At 71.3% G+C, this 17665-nt stretch carries 16 protein-coding genes; 15 read left to right on the forward strand and 1 reads right to left on the reverse strand.

Translation table 11 applies throughout. The features are described from left to right. Positions 1 to 204: 204 nt before the first annotated feature. The 9 genes from LO763_RS12925 to murC all read left to right on the forward strand — a co-directional run bounded on the left by LO763_RS12925 (position 205) and on the right by murC (position 11479). On the forward strand, positions 205 to 720 hold the full coding sequence (locus LO763_RS12925) for a MarR family winged helix-turn-helix transcriptional regulator (protein WP_230602696.1): 516 nt from the start codon (positions 205 to 207) through the stop codon (positions 718 to 720). 65 nt (positions 721 to 785) lie between these two features. Continuing rightward, positions 786 to 2303 (forward strand): UDP-N-acetylmuramoyl-L-alanyl-D-glutamate--2,6-diaminopimelate ligase, encoded by a 1518-nt coding sequence (locus tag LO763_RS12930; protein ID WP_230602698.1) that lies wholly within the window; start codon positions 786 to 788, stop codon positions 2301 to 2303. A gap of 43 nt (positions 2304 to 2346) precedes the next feature. Further along, positions 2347 to 3708 carry a UDP-N-acetylmuramoyl-tripeptide--D-alanyl-D-alanine ligase gene (locus LO763_RS12935; RefSeq protein WP_369431981.1) on the forward strand — a complete coding sequence of 454 codons (1362 nt, stop codon included), beginning with the start codon at positions 2347 to 2349 and terminating at the stop codon, positions 3706 to 3708. A 1-nt stretch (position 3709) separates the two neighbouring features. Next, the gene (locus LO763_RS12940; protein ID WP_230602700.1) at positions 3710 to 5161 is read left to right on the forward strand and encodes a zinc ribbon domain-containing protein; all 1452 of its coding nucleotides are present in this window, start codon (positions 3710 to 3712) and stop codon (positions 5159 to 5161) included. Next, the gene (gene mraY / locus LO763_RS12945; RefSeq protein WP_230602702.1) at positions 5158 to 6288 is read left to right on the forward strand and encodes a phospho-N-acetylmuramoyl-pentapeptide-transferase; all 1131 of its coding nucleotides are present in this window, start codon (positions 5158 to 5160) and stop codon (positions 6286 to 6288) included. The genes LO763_RS12940 and mraY overlap by 4 nt, the downstream gene beginning before the upstream one ends. Positions 6289 to 6301: 13 nt before the next feature. Beyond that, entirely contained in the window at positions 6302 to 7684 is a 1383-nt protein-coding gene (murD, locus tag LO763_RS12950) for a UDP-N-acetylmuramoyl-L-alanine--D-glutamate ligase (protein WP_230602704.1), read from the forward strand. After that, entirely contained in the window at positions 7681 to 8958 is a 1278-nt protein-coding gene (gene ftsW / locus LO763_RS12955; RefSeq protein ID WP_230602706.1) for a putative lipid II flippase FtsW, read from the forward strand. Before murD ends, ftsW begins: the two co-directional genes overlap by 4 nt. A gap of 2 nt (positions 8959 to 8960) precedes the next feature. Beyond that, positions 8961 to 10073 (forward strand): UDP-N-acetylglucosamine--N-acetylmuramyl-(pentapeptide) pyrophosphoryl-undecaprenol N-acetylglucosamine transferase, encoded by a 1113-nt coding sequence (locus tag LO763_RS12960; protein ID WP_369431984.1) that lies wholly within the window; start codon positions 8961 to 8963, stop codon positions 10071 to 10073. After that, positions 10070 to 11479 (forward strand): UDP-N-acetylmuramate--L-alanine ligase, encoded by a 1410-nt coding sequence (gene murC / locus LO763_RS12965; RefSeq protein ID WP_230602710.1) that lies wholly within the window; start codon positions 10070 to 10072, stop codon positions 11477 to 11479. The genes LO763_RS12960 and murC overlap by 4 nt, the downstream gene beginning before the upstream one ends. 94 nt (positions 11480 to 11573) lie before the next feature. Here murC and LO763_RS12970 read toward each other — a convergent pair whose 3' ends face one another. Beyond that, on the reverse strand, positions 11574 to 12470 hold the full coding sequence (locus LO763_RS12970) for a siderophore-interacting protein (RefSeq protein ID WP_255672412.1): 897 nt from the start codon (positions 12468 to 12470) through the stop codon (positions 11574 to 11576). A 115-nt stretch (positions 12471 to 12585) separates the two neighbouring features. On the opposite strand from LO763_RS12970, the gene LO763_RS12975 reads away from it, so the two are divergent. The 6 genes from LO763_RS12975 to LO763_RS28950 all read left to right on the forward strand — a co-directional run bounded on the left by LO763_RS12975 (position 12586) and on the right by LO763_RS28950 (position 17414). Continuing rightward, the gene (locus LO763_RS12975) at positions 12586 to 13320 is read left to right on the forward strand and encodes a cell division protein FtsQ/DivIB (RefSeq protein WP_230602714.1); all 735 of its coding nucleotides are present in this window, start codon (positions 12586 to 12588) and stop codon (positions 13318 to 13320) included. Between the two features lie 75 nt (positions 13321 to 13395). Then, positions 13396 to 14508 carry a cell division protein FtsZ gene (ftsZ, locus tag LO763_RS12980; RefSeq protein WP_230602716.1) on the forward strand — a complete coding sequence of 371 codons (1113 nt, stop codon included), beginning with the start codon at positions 13396 to 13398 and terminating at the stop codon, positions 14506 to 14508. Positions 14509 to 14601: 93 nt separating this feature from the next. After that, positions 14602 to 15318, forward strand: a complete 717-nt coding sequence (locus LO763_RS12985) for a YggS family pyridoxal phosphate-dependent enzyme (RefSeq protein ID WP_439650292.1) — start codon at positions 14602 to 14604, stop codon at positions 15316 to 15318. Between the two features lie 139 nt (positions 15319 to 15457). Next, positions 15458 to 16036, forward strand: a complete 579-nt coding sequence (locus LO763_RS12990; protein ID WP_230602720.1) for a cell division protein SepF — start codon at positions 15458 to 15460, stop codon at positions 16034 to 16036. A 21-nt stretch (positions 16037 to 16057) separates the two neighbouring features. After that, positions 16058 to 16351, forward strand: coding sequence for a YggT family protein (locus LO763_RS12995; RefSeq protein WP_230602722.1), 294 nt, complete (start codon positions 16058 to 16060; stop codon positions 16349 to 16351). 82 nt (positions 16352 to 16433) lie between these two features. Next, entirely contained in the window at positions 16434 to 17414 is a 981-nt protein-coding gene (locus tag LO763_RS28950) for a DivIVA domain-containing protein (protein WP_255672360.1), read from the forward strand. Positions 17415 to 17665 lie beyond the last annotated feature (251 nt).

A 17665-nucleotide genomic window follows, 5' to 3' on the forward strand; every position in this document is an offset into this window, starting at 1 on the left:
TCGCCGTACAGCGTAGAACGGAAGGATTCTTCAACCGACGCCGGGCCATTCGGTATAACCGCAGGTGATCGTCGTGTGACAGGTCACCGGAGCGGTGTGGCGCGGCCTACTCGAGGCCCGCGCGGACGCGCACCGGCTGATAGGATAGTTCGAATTCGAACCAGCCGCACCGGCTGGCGCCGCGAGCAGGAGAGGAGGAGGACCATGGCCGCGGGCGACTTCGAGAGCCGCTGGCTCGCCCCCGACGTGAACGCCGTCTGGACCCGCTTCCTCCACGTCACCCACCGCCTGGAGCTCCAGATCGACCGGCGCCTCCAGGAGCAGCACGGCATCACGCACACCCAGTACGAGATCCTGGTGCGCCTGGCCGACAGCGAGGACCGCGCCATGCGCATGAGCGACCTCGCCGACCGCATCGTCACCGCCAAGAGCGCCGTCACCTACCAGGTCAACAAGCTCTCCGACCTGGGCCTGGTCGAGCGCCACAAGTGCGACCGCGACAACCGCGGCGTCTGGGTCAAGCTCACCGGACCCGGCCTCGAGCGCCTCGAGCAGGCCGCGCCGTGCATCCTGTCCCTGGTCCGCGAGCTGTTCCTCGACGCCATCAACTGCGACCAGGCCGCCGAGCTCGACAAGCTCCTGGGCACCTGGTCGGACAACCTCGACGAGCACGACCGCGCCCCGATCGGCCACCGCCACGAGGGCGACGCGGAGGCGTAAACGCTTTCGGTGCGCTCCGCCGGTGTACGGCCTGTCAACCGTCCGTACCGGTGTAGGGTCAGGCCGTGCCGAGCTTTCCGCGTCCTGAGACGACCGTCCCCTACCGGGTCGACGGCCTCGCCGACCTCGTCCCAGCGGCCGGGGAGTGGACGTTCGCCCTCACCGGGGTGAGCCTCGCCGCCGGCGCCGTCGAACCCGGCGACCTCTTCGCGGCCCTCCCCGGGGCCCGCCGCCACGGCGCCGAGTTCGCCGCGCAGGCCGCCGAGCGCGGCGCGGCGGCCGTGCTCACCGACGACCGCGGCGCCGAACTGCTCCGCTCCGACCCCGGCGCCCGCGACCTGCCGGTCCTGGTCGCCGAGGACCCCCGCGCCCTCACCGGCGAGATCGCCGCCCGCGTCTGGGGGCACCCCTCCGACCACCTCAACCTCATCGGCATCACCGGCACCAACGGCAAGACCTCCACCGCCTACCTCGTCGAGGCCGGCCTCGCGCACGCCGGGCGGACCACCGGCATCATCGGGACGGTCGAGACCCGCATCGCCGGGGAGCGCATCGAGACCGAGCGGACCACGCCCGAGGCCCCCGAGCTCCAGGCCCTGCTCGCCCTCGCCGCCGAGCGCGGCGTCACCGAGGTGGTCATGGAGGTCTCCAGCCACGCCCTCGCCCTCGGGCGCGTCGCCGGCTGCCGCTTCAAGGCCGCCGGGTTCACCATGTTCGGCACCGACCACCTCGACTTCCACACCGACCTGGACGACTACTTCAACGCCAAGGCCAGGCTCTTCGACGGCCGCGCCGAGTACGAGATCCTGAACGCCGACGACCCGCGCGTGGCCACGCTCGCCGACGGCATCAACCGGACCTTCTCCCTCCGGGACCCCACCGCCGACTACCACGTCCACGACATCGCGGGCGACGGGTTCACCCAGACCTTCCGCCTCTCCGGGCCCAAGGGGAGCGGCGACGGCCGCGTCAACATGCCCGGCCGCCACAACGTCGCCAACGCCGTGCTCGCCGTCGCGCTCCTGGAGACCGTCGGCGTCGGCACCGACGCCGCCCTCGCGGGCGTCGCCTCCTGCACCGGCGTGCCCGGCCGCATGGAGCTCGTCTCCGGCGACGGCCCCGTGCGCGGCGTCGTCGACTACGCCCACAAGCCCGAGGCGATCACCGCCGTCCTCGACGCCCTCCGCGAGTCCACCCCCGGCAAGGTCATCGCGATCCTCGGCGCCGGCGGCGACCGCGACCGCTCCAAGCGCCCCCTCATGGGCGCCGCGGCCGCGCGCGCCGCCGACCTGGTCATCGTCACCGACGACAACCCCCGCACCGAGGACCCCGCGCGCATCCGGGACGAGGTGGCCGCCGCCGTCCAGGGCGTGCCCTGCCGTAATATTCCGGGACGGGAACGCGCCGTGCGGGAAGCCGCCGCCCTGGCCGCCCCGGGTGACGCCATCGCCCTCCTCGGCAAAGGCCACGAGACCGTCACCGAGACCGCCGACGGCCCCGTCTCCAGCGACGACCGCGTCCTCCTGGCGCGTGCGCTCCGCGACACCGGCCGGATGAAACCGGTCCACGACGTTGAAGCGTGATAGTCCCGAACCCGCTTTACCGCACCACAGAGGAGTCCGCCGCGTGATCCCCATGAGCCTGGCCCAGATCGCCTCCGCCGTCGACGGCAAGCTCAGCGAGAACGCCGACCCCGAGGCGGTCGTCACCGGCGACGTCGAGTTCGACTCGCGCAAGGCCGGGCCCGGCGGGCTCTTCCTGGCCATCCCCGGCGAGAAGGCCGACGGCCACGATTTCGCCGCCAAGGCCTGCGCCCAGGGCGCGCTCGCCGTGATCGCCACCCGGCCCGTCGAGGCGCCCGCGATCTACGTCGACGACGCGGTCGCCGCGCTCACCCGGCTCGCCCGGCACGTCGCCGCCGCCTCCCGGGCCAGGATCATCGGCGTCACCGGCTCCAACGGCAAGACCTCCACCAAGGACCTCATCGGCCAGCTGTGCGCCCGCATGGGCCCCACGGTCGCCACCGAGGGCAACTTCAACAACGAACTCGGCCACCCCTACACGGTCTGCCGGGTCCGGCCCGACACCGAGTACCTGGTCCTCGAACTCGCCGCCCGCGGAATCGGCCACATCACCGAACTCTGCGAGACCGCCCCGCCGACCGTGGGCGCCGTCCTCAACGTCGGCATCTCCCACCTCGACGGCTTCGGCGACATCGAGACCACCGCCCGCGCCAAGTCGGAGCTCCCGCGCTTCCTTGGCGAGGACGACACGGCGGTCCTCAACGCCGACGACCCCCGCGTCGCCCGCATGGCCGGCGCCACGCGCGCGCGGACCCTCACCTTCGGCGTCGACAACCCCGCCGACGTCACCGCCGCCGACCTCGACCCCGGCGACGGCCGCCACCGCTTCACCCTGCGCGCGCCCGGCGGCGCCGCACCGGTGCGGCTGCGCCTGTGGGGCCTGCACCACGTCTACAACGCACTCGCCGCCGCGGCGGTCGCGCGCCACCTCGGCGCGCCCGTCGAGGCGATCGCCGAGTGGCTCTCCGAGGCCGGACGCAAGTCCGAGCGCCGCATGGACGTCTTCACCCGCCCCGACGGCACCGTCGTCATCGACGACTCCTACAACGCCAACCCCGCCTCGATGGCCTCGGCCGTCCGCACCCTCGGACAGCTGCCCACCGAAGGGCGGCGCCTCGCCGTCCTCGGGCTCATGGCCGACCTCGAGGAGCAGAGCGAGGACTGCCACCGCCGCCTCGGCGAGCAGGCCCGCGACGCCGGGGTCGACGAGATCATCGCCATAGGCGAAGGCACCGAACCCATCATCGACGGTGCCGACGGCGTCACCGCCACCCACGTACCCGATCAACCCGCGGCCATCGCGCTGCTGCGGAACCGGCTGCGCCCCGGCGACGCCGTCCTGGTGAAGGGCTCCCGCTACCGGACCTGGGACGTCGCCGACCACCTGCGCGCCAAGGAGTCTTGAAATGGACACCAAGGTTACGCGCATCGCGTTCTCGCGAGGGCTCAACGCAAGCAAGTACGATCAACTTGCCGAGCAGGCACGGAGACTGGGCGTCGTTCGCTCCAAAGTCTGGCGCGAACACGGGTCCGTTGCGGGAGTGGGCGTCCGTGACCGGACTATCCGTGATTCCTGGATGCGGGACGGCACCGGCGATGACTTTGGTGTGCTGGCCAACGCTTGGAAGGAGACCGTGCGCGATGCGGTCGCGGACATCACCGCTCGTAGGGCTTCGGCCAAGATCCGAGTTCGCAGTGCAATTCGTCGCCACACCACGGATGAGATGGAGCGCAAGCGCCTGTACACGGCGCTGAAGTCCGATCGGTGGACCGCCGATCCATATCTGTCCAGGATGATGCGCAGGCACGCGAGGCGCGGACGGAACCGCACATGCAACCAGATCATCGTGCGCTCCGACCAGTACAAGACCTTCACCCTCACTGAGGGAGGCGATTGTTGGCTCGCCGTACCGGGTCTGGAGCGCCGTCAGCTCGTGAAGATCCCCCTGGACACCCGTACGGCGCCCTCGGGGACCCTGCGGCTCATCCTGCGCGGCGGCCGCATCGAGGTCCACTACACCATTGACGCGACCGGAATGAAATCCTCCCAGCGCCCCAGCGGTGATCGAACTCTCGGAGTGGACAAGGGCTATACCGAGGTTCTCATTGACTCGGACGGTGAGCAGCACGGCACGGGACTGGGCGAACTGCTCACCGCCGAGTCCGATCGTTTGAAGACCAAGAACGCGCGGCGTGCAAAGCTGCGTTCCCTCGCCGAGAGCGCTGAGAAGCGTGGTGACCAGGAGAAAGCCGAGCGCATCCGAGTGGCCGACCTCGGCACCGTCAAGCGAGACCGGCACCGCCGTGTATTCAAGGCGAAGGTCCGTACCATCACGTTCGCTGCAATCCACCGTGTAATGGACAAGGCGGGCGTGATCGTTGCTGAGGACCTCGCGAAGACCTTCGTCGGCCGCAAGAGGCTGGGGAAGAACACCAACCGTCGCTTGGCGGCGTGGACCAAAGGGGTCACCGCCGAAGCGCTGAAATCTGTGTCGGACCGCAGAGGTTCTGCGGTGCGGCTGGTAAACGCCGCCTACACGTCACAAGTCATCCCCGGATCGGACGCCTTCGGCGTCCGCGAAGGGGACCGGCTTCACTGCACCGAGTGCAGGGCCGTGTGGCAGGCCGACCACGCCGCAGCGGTCAACGTCCTGCAAAGATTGAGCGATCCCGACATCGCCCTGTACACCCCGCACACACGGGTCAAACAGGTATTGCAGGAACGAATCGACCGCCGACGGTCCAGACTGCCGGACCAGGACTCCAGCACCGGCAAATGCCTTTGCGGAGAGCGAAACATCCCACCCTTGCTCGTTCCTGGAACGAAAAGAAGAAGGAAGCAGGAAACCGACCAGTGAGAGCTGTCATCGTCGCCGCGTTCGTGGCGTTCGCGCTCACCATGGCACTGACGCCGCTCGCGGCCAAGGCCTTCCGCCGCCTGAAGGCGGGCCAGCCCATCCGCACCGACGGCCCCCAGACCCACCTCGCCAAGGCCGGCACCCCCACCATGGGCGGCGTCGTCTTCATCGTGACGACCGTGCTCGCCTACGTCTGCGGCCACCTGGTCCTCATGGCGCTCCCCGAGCGCGTCGACGGCGTGACCCTCACCCGCCCCACCGGCTTCACCGCCACCGGCATCGTCCTCATCGGCCTGTTCGTCGCCTGCGGCTTCGTCGGCTTCATCGACGACTGGCTCAAGATCCGCCGCAAGCACTCCGGGGGCATCTCCGGCAGGGCCAAGGTCCTCGGCCTCACCATCGCGGCCACGGTCTTCGGCCTCGTCGCGGTCTACTACACCGGCTCGATCGACACCAACGAGATCGCCGAGACCGTCGCGACGCCCTTCGTCTCCTTCACCCGCGACGTGGAGTGGCTCAACGTCACCAAGATCGGGATGGTCGTCCTCATCGTCCTCCTGGTCAACGCCACCGCCAACGGCGTCAACCTGACCGACGGCCTCGACGGCCTCGCCACCGGCGCGTCCATGATGGCCTTCATGGCGTACATGATCATCGGCTTCTGGGAGTACCGCCACTGGTGCGGCGGCCCCGGCGAGCCGACCGCCGACCTCTGCTACGACGTCCGCGACCCGCTCGAGATCGCGCTCATCGCCGGTGCCGCCGCCGGGGCCATGTTCGGCTTCCTGTGGTGGAACACCTCGCCCGCGCAGATCTTCATGGGCGACTCCGGCTCGCTGAGCCTGGGCGCGCTCATCGCCGGGCTGGCGTTCGCCTCCAAGACGATCCTGCTGCTGCCGATCATCGGCGCCCTGTTCGTCATCTGCACCGCCAGCGTCATGATCCAGGTGACCTCGTTCAAGCTCACCGGCAGACGGGTCTTCCGCATGTCGCCCATCCAGCACCACTTCGAGCTCGCCGGATGGTCCGAGGTGACCATCGTGGTCCGCTTCTGGATCATCTCGGGCATCGGCGTCGCCATCGCCCTCGGATTCTTCTTCGCCGACTTCCTGCGCATGGCCGGGTAGGGCGCCGATGAGCATGGGAACCACTCCGCCCGCGGCGGTCGCCGACCGCGTCCTCGTGGCCGGCGCCCGCGTCGCCGGGTCCGCGTGCGCCGAGGCCCTCCTCGATCGGGGGGCCGCGGTCACCGTGTACGACCGCGCCGACTCCGAGCGGCTCCGCGCCCTCGCCGAGCGCGGCGCGGCCTGCGTCGTCGCCCCCGAGTTCGACCCCGCCCTCCTGGACGGGATCGGGCAGGTGGTCCTGTCGCCCGGGTTCCCGCCGCACCACCCGATCGCGGCCGCCGCGCGGGCGGCCGGGATCGAGGCGTTCTCCGAGCCCGAGCTCGCCTGGCGCCTGCGGGGACCGGACGCGGCCCGCTGGCTCGCCGTCACCGGCACCAACGGCAAGACCACGACCACGACCATGCTCGCCGCCATGCTCGAGACCGCGGGCCTGCGCACCGCCGCGCTGGGCAACATCGGCGTCCCGCTCATCCAGGCCGCCGACGGGCCCTTCGACGTGATCGCCGTCGAGCTCTCCAGCTACCAGCTCCACTGGTCCTCGTCGCTCGCGCCGACCGCCGGCGCCGTGCTCAACCTCGCCCCCGACCATCTCGACTGGCACGGGAGCTTCGACGCCTACGCCGAGGCCAAGGCCGCCGTGTGGCGCGGCGGCCGCGCCGTGGTCAACCTCGACGACCCCGCCGTGGTCGCCCTCGCCAAGCGCACCGACGCCGAGACCGTCGGCTTCACCCTGAACCAGCCCGAGCCGGGCCAGTTCGGCGTGGCCCTCGGCTTCCTCGTCGACTACACCGGCCCCGAGCCGGTCCAGATCTGCTCGGTCGGCGACGTGCGCCCCGCCGGGTGGCACAACGTCGCCAACGCCCTCGCGGCCGCCGCGCTGGCCCGCGAGGTCGGCGTCTCCCACCGCGACATCGGCGAGGCCGTCCGGAAGTACCTCCCCGAGCCGCACCGCAACGTCGTGTTCGCCGAGGCGGGCGGCGTCACCTGGGTCGACGACTCCAAGGCCACCAACCCGCACGCCGCCGCCGCCGCGCTCGCCGCCTACGACTCCATCGTGTGGGTCGCCGGCGGCCAGCTCAAAGGCGTCGACGTCGACGGGCTCGCGGCGCAGTACGCCCCGAAGATGCGCGCCGCGGTCCTCATCGGCGAGGACCGGGCCCTGCTCGCCGACGCGCTGGCGCGACACGCCCCGGACCTCCCCGTGGTCGTCCTCGACGGCGGCGACGATGCGGTCATGACCGACGTCGCCGCCCGCGCCGCGGGCTTCGCGCAGCCGGGGGACACGGTGCTCCTGTCCCCGGCCGCGGCCTCCTACGACATGTTCGACTCCTACGCCCACCGCGGGGACGCGTTCGCGGCCGCCGCACGGTCCCTGATCGGGGGCGAGGCCGGGTGAGGAGCGGGTTCACGGAGCTGCTGCGCGGTCTGCTCGACCGCCCGCTCGCCTCCTACTACCTGCTGCTCTCCTCCGCGGCGCTGCTGCTCACCATCGGGCTCGTCATGGTCTTCTCGGCCACGATGGTCGAGTCCTACGAGGCCACCGGCGACCCCTACGCCGTGATCCTCCAGCAGGTCGTGTGGGCCGTGGTGGGCCTGGTCGCCTTCTGGGTCGCCCAGCGCCTCCCCTCGCGCACCTACCGGGCCGTCTCGCGCCCGCTCCTGGTCGTATCGATCCTGCTCGGCCTGTTCCTGGTGGTCATGTCGATCCGCGACTCCCGGGACCAGACCGCCGAGGGCGCCGCCGACCACCTGTGGATCCACCTGGGGCCGGTGCAGTTCCAGCCCGCCGAGATCGCCAAGTTCGCGCTCCTGCTGTGGGCCGCGGACTCGCTCGTGCGCCTGGGCCCGCGCATCGCCTCCTGGCGGGACCTCGCCATCCCGATGTTCCCCATCGCGGGGCTCCTGATGGTCGTCATCGGCTACGCCGACCTGGGCACCATGCTCATCATCGTGGCCATGTTCATCGGCCTGCTGTGGGCCTCGGGCGTGCCGCTGCGCATCCTCGGCGTCCTGCTCGGCACCGCCCTGGTCGGCTCGGCCCTGCTCATCGCCTTCGAGGGCTACCGGATGGAGCGCATCCTCTCCTTCTCCCGCCCCGAGGACTACGCCGACACCTGGGGCTACCAGGCCATCCAGGGCTACTACGCGATCGCCGACGGCGGCTGGTTCGGCGTCGGCCTCGGCGAGAGCCGCCAGAAGTGGGAATGGCTCCCCAACGGCCACAACGACTTCATCTTCGCGCTCATCGCCGAGGAGCTCGGCGTCGTCGGCTGCCTGGTGATCCTCGCGCTCTTCGGGGTCCTGGTCTACACGGGCTTCCGCATCGCGCGCCGCTCCGACGACCCGTTCCGCGCCCTGGTGGCCGCGGGCGTCACCATCTGGCTCGCCGGGCAGGCGTTCATCAACATCGGCGGCGTCCTGGGCCTCATCCCCATGACCGGCGTCCCGCTGCCGTTCATCTCCGACGGCGGCACCGCGCTCGTCGTCGTGCTCGCCGCCGTCGGGATGCTCGCCGGGTTCGCGCGTGCCGAACCCGACGCCGCCCGGGCGCTGCGGGCCCGCAACCCCTCGCGTCTCGTACGCTTGCTCTGGGCCCCCCTGCCGCCCGCCCCTCGCTCCGAATCCGACTCGGCGACCACCGAGCAGACTCCTACGACCAGAAAGACATGACGTTGCCTCAGCTTCGATCGGTCGTCCTCGCCGGCGGCGGCACCGGCGGCCACATCTACCCGCTCCTGGCCTACGCCGACTGCCTGCGCCGGCACGACCCCCATCTCCGCGTCACCTGCCTCGGCACCGAGAAGGGCCTGGAGAACGACCTCATCCCCAAGGCCGGCTACGACCTGCGCAACGTCCCGGCGCACCAGCTGCCCCGCAAGGTCAACCTCGACCTGCTGCTGACCGCGCCCCGGATGCTCAAGGCCATGAAGGCCACCCGCGACATCCTCGACGAGGTCCAGGCCGACGTCGTGGTCGGCTTCGGCGGCTACGTGGCCGTCCCCGCCTACCTCGCCGCCTGGCGCCGCAAGACCCCCATGGTCATCTTCGAGTTCAACGACCCGCCCGGCGTCGCCAACAAGATGGCCCTCAAGTTCAGCGACAACCTCGCCCTCGGCTTCCCCCACCTGCCGCAGGCGTCCCCGCTGCTGGCCGACGGCACGATCACCGGCGTCCCGCTGCGCCCCGAGATCTCCCACCTCGACCGCGGCGCCATGCGCGCCCAGGCCTGCCAGTACTTCGGCCTCGACCCGCGGCGCCCGGTCCTGTTCGTCTACGGCGGCTCCCAGGGCGCGGCCTCGATCAACAACGCCGTCTCCGGCGCGGCCCAGGCGCTCACGCACCGCGGCGTCCAGGTCCTCCACATCACCGGCGCCCGCCGCGACGAGCCTATCCACATCCCCGAGGGACTGCCCGTCCCGTACCGGACGCTGCCCTACCTCGACCGCATGGACCTCGGCTACGCCGCCGCCGACATGGTCCTCGCCCGCGGCGGCTCCATGACCGTCGCCGAGGTCTCGGCCCTCGGCATCCCCACCGTGTTCGTCCCCATGCCGTGGGGCAACAAGGAGCAGTACCGCAACGCCGGGCCCGTGGTCGCCGCCGGCGGCGCCATGTTCTGCGACGACGAGAACCTCAGCCCCGGCTGGATCGAGGCCAACCTCGTCCCGGTCATCACCGACCCCGCCCACGTCGCGCGGATGTCGCAGGCCGCGGCCGCCTTCGGCTCCCGCACCGGCGACGAGGCGCTCCGCAACTACACGCTGAAGGTGGTCCAGCAGGCATGACCGATCCCAACGACCTGAGCAGCCCGATCGACGAGGGCGTCACCGCCGAGGACCTGGGGCGGGTCCTCTTCATCGGCGTCGGCGGCGTCGGCATGAACGGCCTCACCCGCCTGTACGCCACCCGCGGGCTGCCCGTGTCCGGCTCCGAGCTGAAGGACTGGCCGAGCCTGCCCGAGCTCGAGCGCCTCGGCGTCGCCCTGCACCGCGAGCACGCCGCCTCGAACCTCGACGGCGTCGACACCGTGGTCCGCTCCACCGCGCACAACGACGAGCACCTCGAGGTCGCCGAGGCGCGCCGCCGCGGCGTCCGCGTCTACCACCGCTCCGAGGCGCTCGCCGCCGCGATGACCGGCCGCCGCTCGATCGTGGTCACCGGGACCCACGGCAAGACCACCACCACCGCGATCATCACGCAGATGCTCGAGCACGCCGGACTCGAGCCGTCCTATGTGAACGGCGGCGAGAACATCGGGGCCTTCACCGGCGCCCACGGCGCCGGGGACCTCTTCGTGGCCGAGGCCGACGAGTCCGACCGGTCCTTCCTGCGCTACCGGCCCGAGGTCGGGATCGTCACCAACATCGACGTCGACCACCTGAACAACTACGGCGACATGGAGGCCCTCACCGCGGCGTTCGAGCGGTTCTGCCGCAACACCGACAAGGACGGCCTGCTCGTCCTCTGCGCCGACAACCCCGGCACCGCCGAGCTCGCCCGGACGCTCCGCGCCGAGGGGCGCACCGTCGCCACCTACGGCTACCGCGACGGCGCCGACGTCCAGCTCGGCGACGTCGAGTCCGACAAGGACGGCGTCGACTACACGGTCCTGCACCAGAACCAGGTCCTGGGCCGCTTCCACCTGCCCATGCCGGGCAGGCACATCGCCCTCAACTCGGCCGCCGCGATCGCGACGGGCCTCTACCTCGGGCTCGAGCCCGAGGACATCGCCGCCGGGATCGCCGCCTTCGGGGGCGTCAAGCGCCGGTTCGAGAAGCGCGGCGAGATCGACGGCTACGCGGTCTTCGACGAGTACGCCTACCACCCCACGGCGATGACCGAGGCCGTCAAGACCCTCAAGGAGGTCGCCGCCCCCGGCCGCCTCGTGGTGGTCTTCCAGCCCTACCGGGCCTACCGCACCATCGCGATGCGCGAGGAGATCGCCGAGGCGCTCTCGCTCGCCGACAAGGTCGTCGTCATGGAGATCTTCGGCCCCGGCGAGGAGGTCCCCGAAGGCGAAGGGGGGCAGGCCCTCCGGGACGCGATCGCCCTGCCCGAGGAGGACCGGGTCTTCGTCGCCGAGTGGGACGACGTCCCCGCCGCCGTCAAGGCCCTCGCGGCCGAAGGCGACGTCGTGGTCACCATGGGCGCCCCGCCCGTCTCCCTCATGCCGGACGACCTCCTGCGCTAGCGCGCAGCGGCCCGCGCCTCCGGGCGCGGGCCGCCCGAACGGCGAAGGGCGACCGGATCGCTCCGATCGCCCCCGCCGCCGTTCGCGGTGCCCGCTAGTCCCAGGCCCTCCCGTTGCGCCAGTAGCCCATGAAGGCCCCCGACTCCTTCGGCAGGCCCAGCTCCTTGCGGATCGTGAAGCGCAGCGTCTTGACCACGCCGGTCTCGGCCGCGATCCACACGTACGCGTCGCTCTGGGCCGCCTCCTGGGGCACCTCCCAGATCATCTCGTCGTCGACCTCGTCGAACTGATCGGTCACGGCGAAGTCCATGCCGCGGGCCGCCTCGGTGACCGCCGGGACCAGCAGCTCGCCCCAGGGCGCGCCCTCCCGCGCCAGCCAGACCACCTCGACGTCCTCGGGGGCGTCGAGCGCCATGGCGTCGGCGGCCTCGGGGACCTCGACGAACGCCTTGCCGCGCGCGGTGATCGGCAGGTCCTCCAGGATCGCCGCGATCGCCGGGAGCGCGGTCTCGTCGCCCGCGACGAGGATCTCGGCGCCCTCGGGCGCGTGGAAGTCCACGCCGCCGTGCGGGCCCTCCCAGCGCGCGTCCGGGCCCAGCAGCAGCAGCCGGTCGCCCGCGGCCGCCTCGCGCAGCCACCGCAGCGCCGGGCCGCAGTCGTCCTCGCCGTGCGCCTCGTGGACCACCATGTCCACATCGACCTCCCGCAGCGCGGGCCGCACGGCCCGCACAGTGTAGGTGCGCACGGGGCACTGCTCCTCCTCGGGGAGGGCGCGCAGCTCGGAGTACCAGCGCTCGCTCGTGGGCATCTTGTCGAAACCGCAGGCGGGGGCCGGGAAGATCAGCTTGAAGCGCTGGTCGTACCCGTTGTCGGCGAAGTGCTCGAGCCCCTCGCCCGCGAAGGTCACGCGCACGAAGGAGGGGCTGAGGCGCCGCACCGCCGCGACCTCGACGGGGAACAGGTCGAACGGCCGCACCGGGGTCTCGGTCAGTGCCTCTGTCTGCGTCGCCACGCGGGTCCTCCTAAGGAATAAGGTTTGCCTAACCTTATCCGAGCCCCTGGCGAGCCGCCACCGTCCCGTGGCCCCCGCGTGCCATCATCGACCCATGAGCGGCCCTGACAACGAGACCGGAACCGGGCCCTGGCGGCTGGTCCACGTGGTGCGCCGCCGCCTGCCGAACCGGCGGCTGGGATGGATCGCCGGCGGCGCGCTGGCGCTCGCACTGGCGGCCTTCGTCATCGTGTGGACGACGCCCCTGTTCGCGGTCGAGCGCATCGACGTCACCGGCACCTCGGTCCTCGACCCCGCCGAGGTCGCCGCGCTCGGCGAGGAGGCCGTGGGCCGCTCGGTGCTCGGCGCGGACCTCGACGGCATCGCCGAGTCGGTCGCCGCCCTCGCGCCCGTCGAGTCGGTCGAGGTCACCCGCTCGTGGCCCGACGCGGTGCGCGTCGCGGTCACCGAACGCGAGCCCTTTCTCGCCGTTCCGTCGGACGGCGAGACTTTTCTCATGGTCGACGACGACGGCGTCGTATTCGACGAGACCGACGCCGTCCCCGGATCGATGTGGAGGGTCGAACTCGACGACCCCGGCCCCGGCGACCTGGCCACGACCGAGACGATCGCCGTGCTGCGCTCGCTGCCCGAGGACATCGCCGCCGAGGTCGAGCACGTGGAGTCCCCCTCGCCCGCGGGCATCACGCTGTTCCTCGAGGATGGACGGACGATCCAGTGGGGCGACGGCTCCGAGGGCGAGCAGAAAGCCGAGGTGGCCGATCGATTGTTGGCGAGCGGGTACGAACATGTCGATGTCAGCGCACCGGATGCGCCCACTGTGAGTTAGCGTTAAGGGGGAGCGGGTGTCACACACATCCCGTTTGTCGCACCCAGGGCCGGTCAGGGAAGGAAGGCAGCAGCGATGACACCACCGCACAACTACCTCGCCGTCATCAAAGTCGTTGGAGTCGGAGGCGGCGGCGTCAATGCTGTCAACCGGATGATCGAGGCGGGGCTCAAGGGCGTCGAGTTCATCGCCATCAACACCGACGCGCAGGCGCTTCTGATGAGCGACGCCGACGTCAAACTGGACGTCGGCCGCGAGTTGACCCGCGGCCTCGGCGCGGGCGCCAACCCCGAAGTGGGGGCGAAGGCCTGCGAGGACCACCGCGACGAGATCGAAGAGGTCCTCAAGGGCGCCGACATGGTCTTCGTGACCTGCGGCGAGGGCGGCGGCACCGGCACCGGCGGCGCGCCCGTCATCGCCAACATCGCCCGCAAGCTCGGCGCGCTCACCATCGGCGTCGTGACCCGCCCGTTCGCCTTCGAGGGCAAGCGGCGCCAGACGCAGGCCGTCTCGGGAATAGAGGATCTGCGCAACGAGTGCGACACGCTCATCGTCATCCCCAACGACCGCCTGCTCCACCTCGGCGACCGCTCCATCTCCATGATGGACGCCTTCCGCCTCGCCGACCAGGTTCTGCTCTCCGGCGTCCAGGGCATCACCGACCTCATCACCACGCCCGGCCTCATCAACCTCGACTTCGCCGACGTCAAGAGCGTCATGTCCGGCGCGGGCTCGGCCCTCATGGGCATCGGCTCGGCGCGCGGGGAGAACCGCGCGGTCGAGGCGGCCCGCGCCGCGATCGAGTCGCCCCTGCTGGAGCAGAGCATGGAGGGCGCGCGCGGCGTGCTCCTGTCCATCGCCGGCGGCTCGGACCTCGGCCTGTTCGAGATCAACGACGCGGCCGAGCTCGTCTCGGACTGCGCCCACACCGACGCGAACATCATCTTCGGCGCGGTCATCGACGACGCCCTCGGCGAGGAGGCCCGGGTGACCGTGATCGCCGCCGGGTTCGACGTCGAGGACGAGGCCGCGTTCGAACTGGCGCAGCCGAGCCGCATCACCGCGCTGCCCGAGCAGAAGCCCGAGCCGATCCACCGCCCCGAGCCCGAGCCGGAGCGCGAGACCGGCGGCGGCAAGGTCCTGTTCGACGACGTGGACGTCCCGGCCTTCCTCAAGGACGGCTTCTAGCGGCGGCGCGCCGTCGGGCCGCGGCCCGCAGGCGCCGCCGAGGCCGCCCGACGGAGCGCCGCCCGGACCCTGACCGCCCCGCGACCGCCGAGGATCCCGATCTTGACCACGCAAGCGCGACGAATCCAGTTGCAGGACAACCTGAACCGGACGCGCCAGGCCCTCAGTGAGGCCTGCGCCGACGCCGGGCGGGAGCCCGGATCGGTCCGACTCGTCGCCGTCACCAAGACCTTCCCGGCCGACGACGCCGCCGCCCTCGTCGAGCTCGGCCAGGCCGACCTGGGGGAGAACCGCGACCAGGAGGCCGCGCCGAAGGCCGCCGAACTGGCAGCTCGGGGCCTGGAACCGGTGTGGCACTTCGTCGGCCGCCTCCAGCGCAACAAGGCCCGCTCGGTCGCCGCGTACGCCGACTGGGTGCACTCGATCGACCGCGCGCCGCTCGCCGACGCGCTCGACCGCGCCTCGGGCGACCGCGGCCGCACCGTGAACGCCCTGATCCAGGTGAGCCTCGACGGCGACGTCGCGCGCGGCGGCGCGCCGGTGGGCGAGGTCGGATCCCTCGCCGAGCGCATCGCGGCCGCCCCGTACCTGAACCTCAAGGGCGTCATGGCGGTCGCCCCGCTCGGATGGGAGCCCGCCAAGGCCTTCGCCCTGCTCGCCGAGTGCTCGGAGGCGGTGCGCCGCGTCGACTCCGGCGCCGCCGAGATCTCCGCCGGCATGAGCGGCGACTTCGCCGCCGCGGTCAATGCGGGGGCCACAATGGTCAGACTGGGGAGAAACGTGCTCGGCGAACGTGAACCGATGGCGTAAGGTATGGGGCGGCAGTGACACCGAAGCCGCGGGCGGCGGTTGATTAGTCGGGCAAAAACACATCCGTGTAAGGAGTCGGCGCTAGGATGAGACCGCGTACCTGACTCAGCAGGGGCGGCCCGAGGAGGGAGCACGATCGATGGGCGCGATGCGGAAGGCAGGCATCTGGCTCGGCCTCATCGAGGACGAGGACGATCGCGGCTACAGCAACGGTTACGAGGAGGGCGACGAGTTCGCCGAGGAGCAGCAGCAGCCCCCGGCGCGGGCGCGCGGCGCGCAGCGGACCACCGGCCGCGTCGGACGCGCCGCCGAGGACCGCGGCACCGTCAGGCAGCTCAACCGCGGGTCGGGCTCGGTCACGCCGCTCACCCGGGACAACCTCGCGCTCGCCGAGCCCGCCCCCGTGCGGGCGGTCCCGGCCGAGGAGGAGTCCCACGCGAACTACCGGATCACCACCCTGCACCCGACGACCTACAACGAGGCCCGGACCATCGGCGAGCGCTACCGCGACGGCACGCCGGTGATCATGAACCTCTCGGAGATGGAGGAGGCCGACGCCAAGCGCCTGGTCGACTTCGCCGCGGGGCTCATCTTCGGGACCCGGGGCTCCTTCGAGCGGGTGACCAACCGTGTGTTCCTGCTCTCCCCGCCCCACGTCCAGGTGACGGCCGAGGACAAGGCCAAGATCGCCGAGGGCGGGTTCTTCAACCAGTCCTGAGGGCGGGATAGACTCCAGACCGTGAACCTGGCACTGCAGCTGATCTATCTGGCGCTCTTCGCCTTCTACCTGTTCCTGCTGGCTCGCCTGGTGTGCAGCGTGGTGATCCAGTTCTCCCGCCGCTGGGAGCCCGGGCCGAAGGCCGCGGCGGTGCTGGAGACGGTGTACAGCGTGACCGACCCTCCCCTGAAGGGGTTGAGGAAGGTGATACCCCCTCTCAGGCTTGGTACTGTATCGATTGATCTGGCGTTCCTGGCGCTGCTCCTGGTCGTGTGGATCCTGATGGACTTCGTCATCGGGGGACTGATCTCCTAGCAGCTCCGGGCAGGGGTGCACGGCACGGTTATCGTGTTGGACGGCCTTGTGCGCCAGGCGAACAGCTGAGAAGGAGTTTCGAATGCCGCTGACCCCAGCAGACGTTCACAACGTCACGTTCAAGAAACCCATGCTCGGAAAGCGCGGATACGACGAGGACGAGGTCGACGGGTTCCTCGATGAGGTCGAGCGTGAGCTCGCTCGCCTCAGCGATGAGAACGGCGAGCTTCGCGCCCAGCTCGAGAGCCTCCGCGCCGGTGCTCCCCCCGGAGCCGCCGACCACGCCGAGATGGCCGCCGCACTCGACCGGGTGCAGCGGGAGAAGCACGCCATGGAGCAGCAGCTCCAGGAGCTCGACGCCGAGCTGCACGAGATGCACCAGCAGATGGTGGCCGCGCAGCAGCAGGCGCAGCAGCTCCAGCAGGAGCTCGCCCAGCGCGGCCCGCAGCAGGACGCCGCCGCTCCGGCGGCCGGCGGCGAGCAGGAGGCCCTGCGCCTCCTCATGGTCGCCCAGCGCACCGCCGACGAGCACCTGGAGGACTCCCGCCGGGAGGCCGACACCCTGCTCGGCGACGCGCAGCGCGAGTCCCAGTCGATGGTCTCCGAGGCCCAGCGCGAGTCGCAGACGATGATGTCGCAGGCCCAGCGCGAGTCCAAGACCATGGTCACCGAGGCCCAGCGCGAGTCGCAGACGATGGTCACCGAGGCGCAGCGCGAGGCCGAGACGATGGTCTCCGAGGCCCGCGCGCAGGCCGAGGACCTGGTGGGCCAGGCCCGCGACAAGGCCGACCGCATGGAGATGGAGGCCGAGCAGGAGCGCCAGAAGGTCATCGGCCAGCTGGAGGAGTCCCGCACGTCCCTGCTGCACAACATCGAAGAGCTCAAGACCTTCGAGCGCGAGTACCGGACCCGCCTCAAGCTCTACCTCGAGAGCCAGCTGCGCGACCTCAACGGCCAGCAGGGCCGCTCCGAGGAGGACGCGTTCGAGGAGGCCCAGCAGCAGACCGCGAACGAGCGCTCCGGCTCCCGGTCGGCCTTCGTGATGCAGGGCGGGCGCGGCTAGACCCCTCGCGTCCGCGACACCGGGTCCTTCCCCCCGACCTCCGGCCGGGACGCCATGCCGTCCTCCGGAGACCGGGACGCCCCGCCGCGCGGCGGCCGGGGCGGTGTCCGAGCCTCGGACATCGGTCCGCCTCGGGCCATAACCTGAACGGGGATCGCCTCGTTATGCATGAGTGAGCGGGTGGGGGCGCCGTGCCTACGGCCGCCCTCACCGCCGCACCATGCGTCAACGAAGGCGCGGCCCGCACGGGC

This window comes from Glycomyces amatae, assembly GCF_020991375.1.
Lineage (GTDB): Bacteria > Actinomycetota > Actinomycetes > Mycobacteriales > Micromonosporaceae > Glycomyces > Glycomyces amatae.

Bases quoted from the DNA above. Each gene is read 5' to 3' on its own strand.
- LO763_RS12940 (WP_230602700.1), top strand. From the start codon at position 3,710: ATGGACACCAAGGTTACGCGCATCGCGTTCTCGCGAGGGCTCAACGCA.
- murD (WP_230602704.1), top strand. From the start codon at position 6,302: ATGGGAACCACTCCGCCCGCGGCGGTCGCCGACCGCGTCCTCGTGGCC.
- LO763_RS12925 (WP_230602696.1), top strand. From the start codon at position 205: ATGGCCGCGGGCGACTTCGAGAGCCGCTGGCTCGCCCCCGACGTGAAC.
- LO763_RS12990 (WP_230602720.1), top strand. From the start codon at position 15,458: ATGGGCGCGATGCGGAAGGCAGGCATCTGGCTCGGCCTCATCGAGGAC.
- LO763_RS12975 (WP_230602714.1), top strand. From the start codon at position 12,586: ATGAGCGGCCCTGACAACGAGACCGGAACCGGGCCCTGGCGGCTGGTC.
- murC (WP_230602710.1), top strand. From the start codon at position 10,070: ATGACCGATCCCAACGACCTGAGCAGCCCGATCGACGAGGGCGTCACC.
- LO763_RS28950 (WP_255672360.1), top strand. From the start codon at position 16,434: ATGCCGCTGACCCCAGCAGACGTTCACAACGTCACGTTCAAGAAACCC.
- ftsZ (WP_230602716.1), top strand. From the start codon at position 13,396: ATGACACCACCGCACAACTACCTCGCCGTCATCAAAGTCGTTGGAGTC.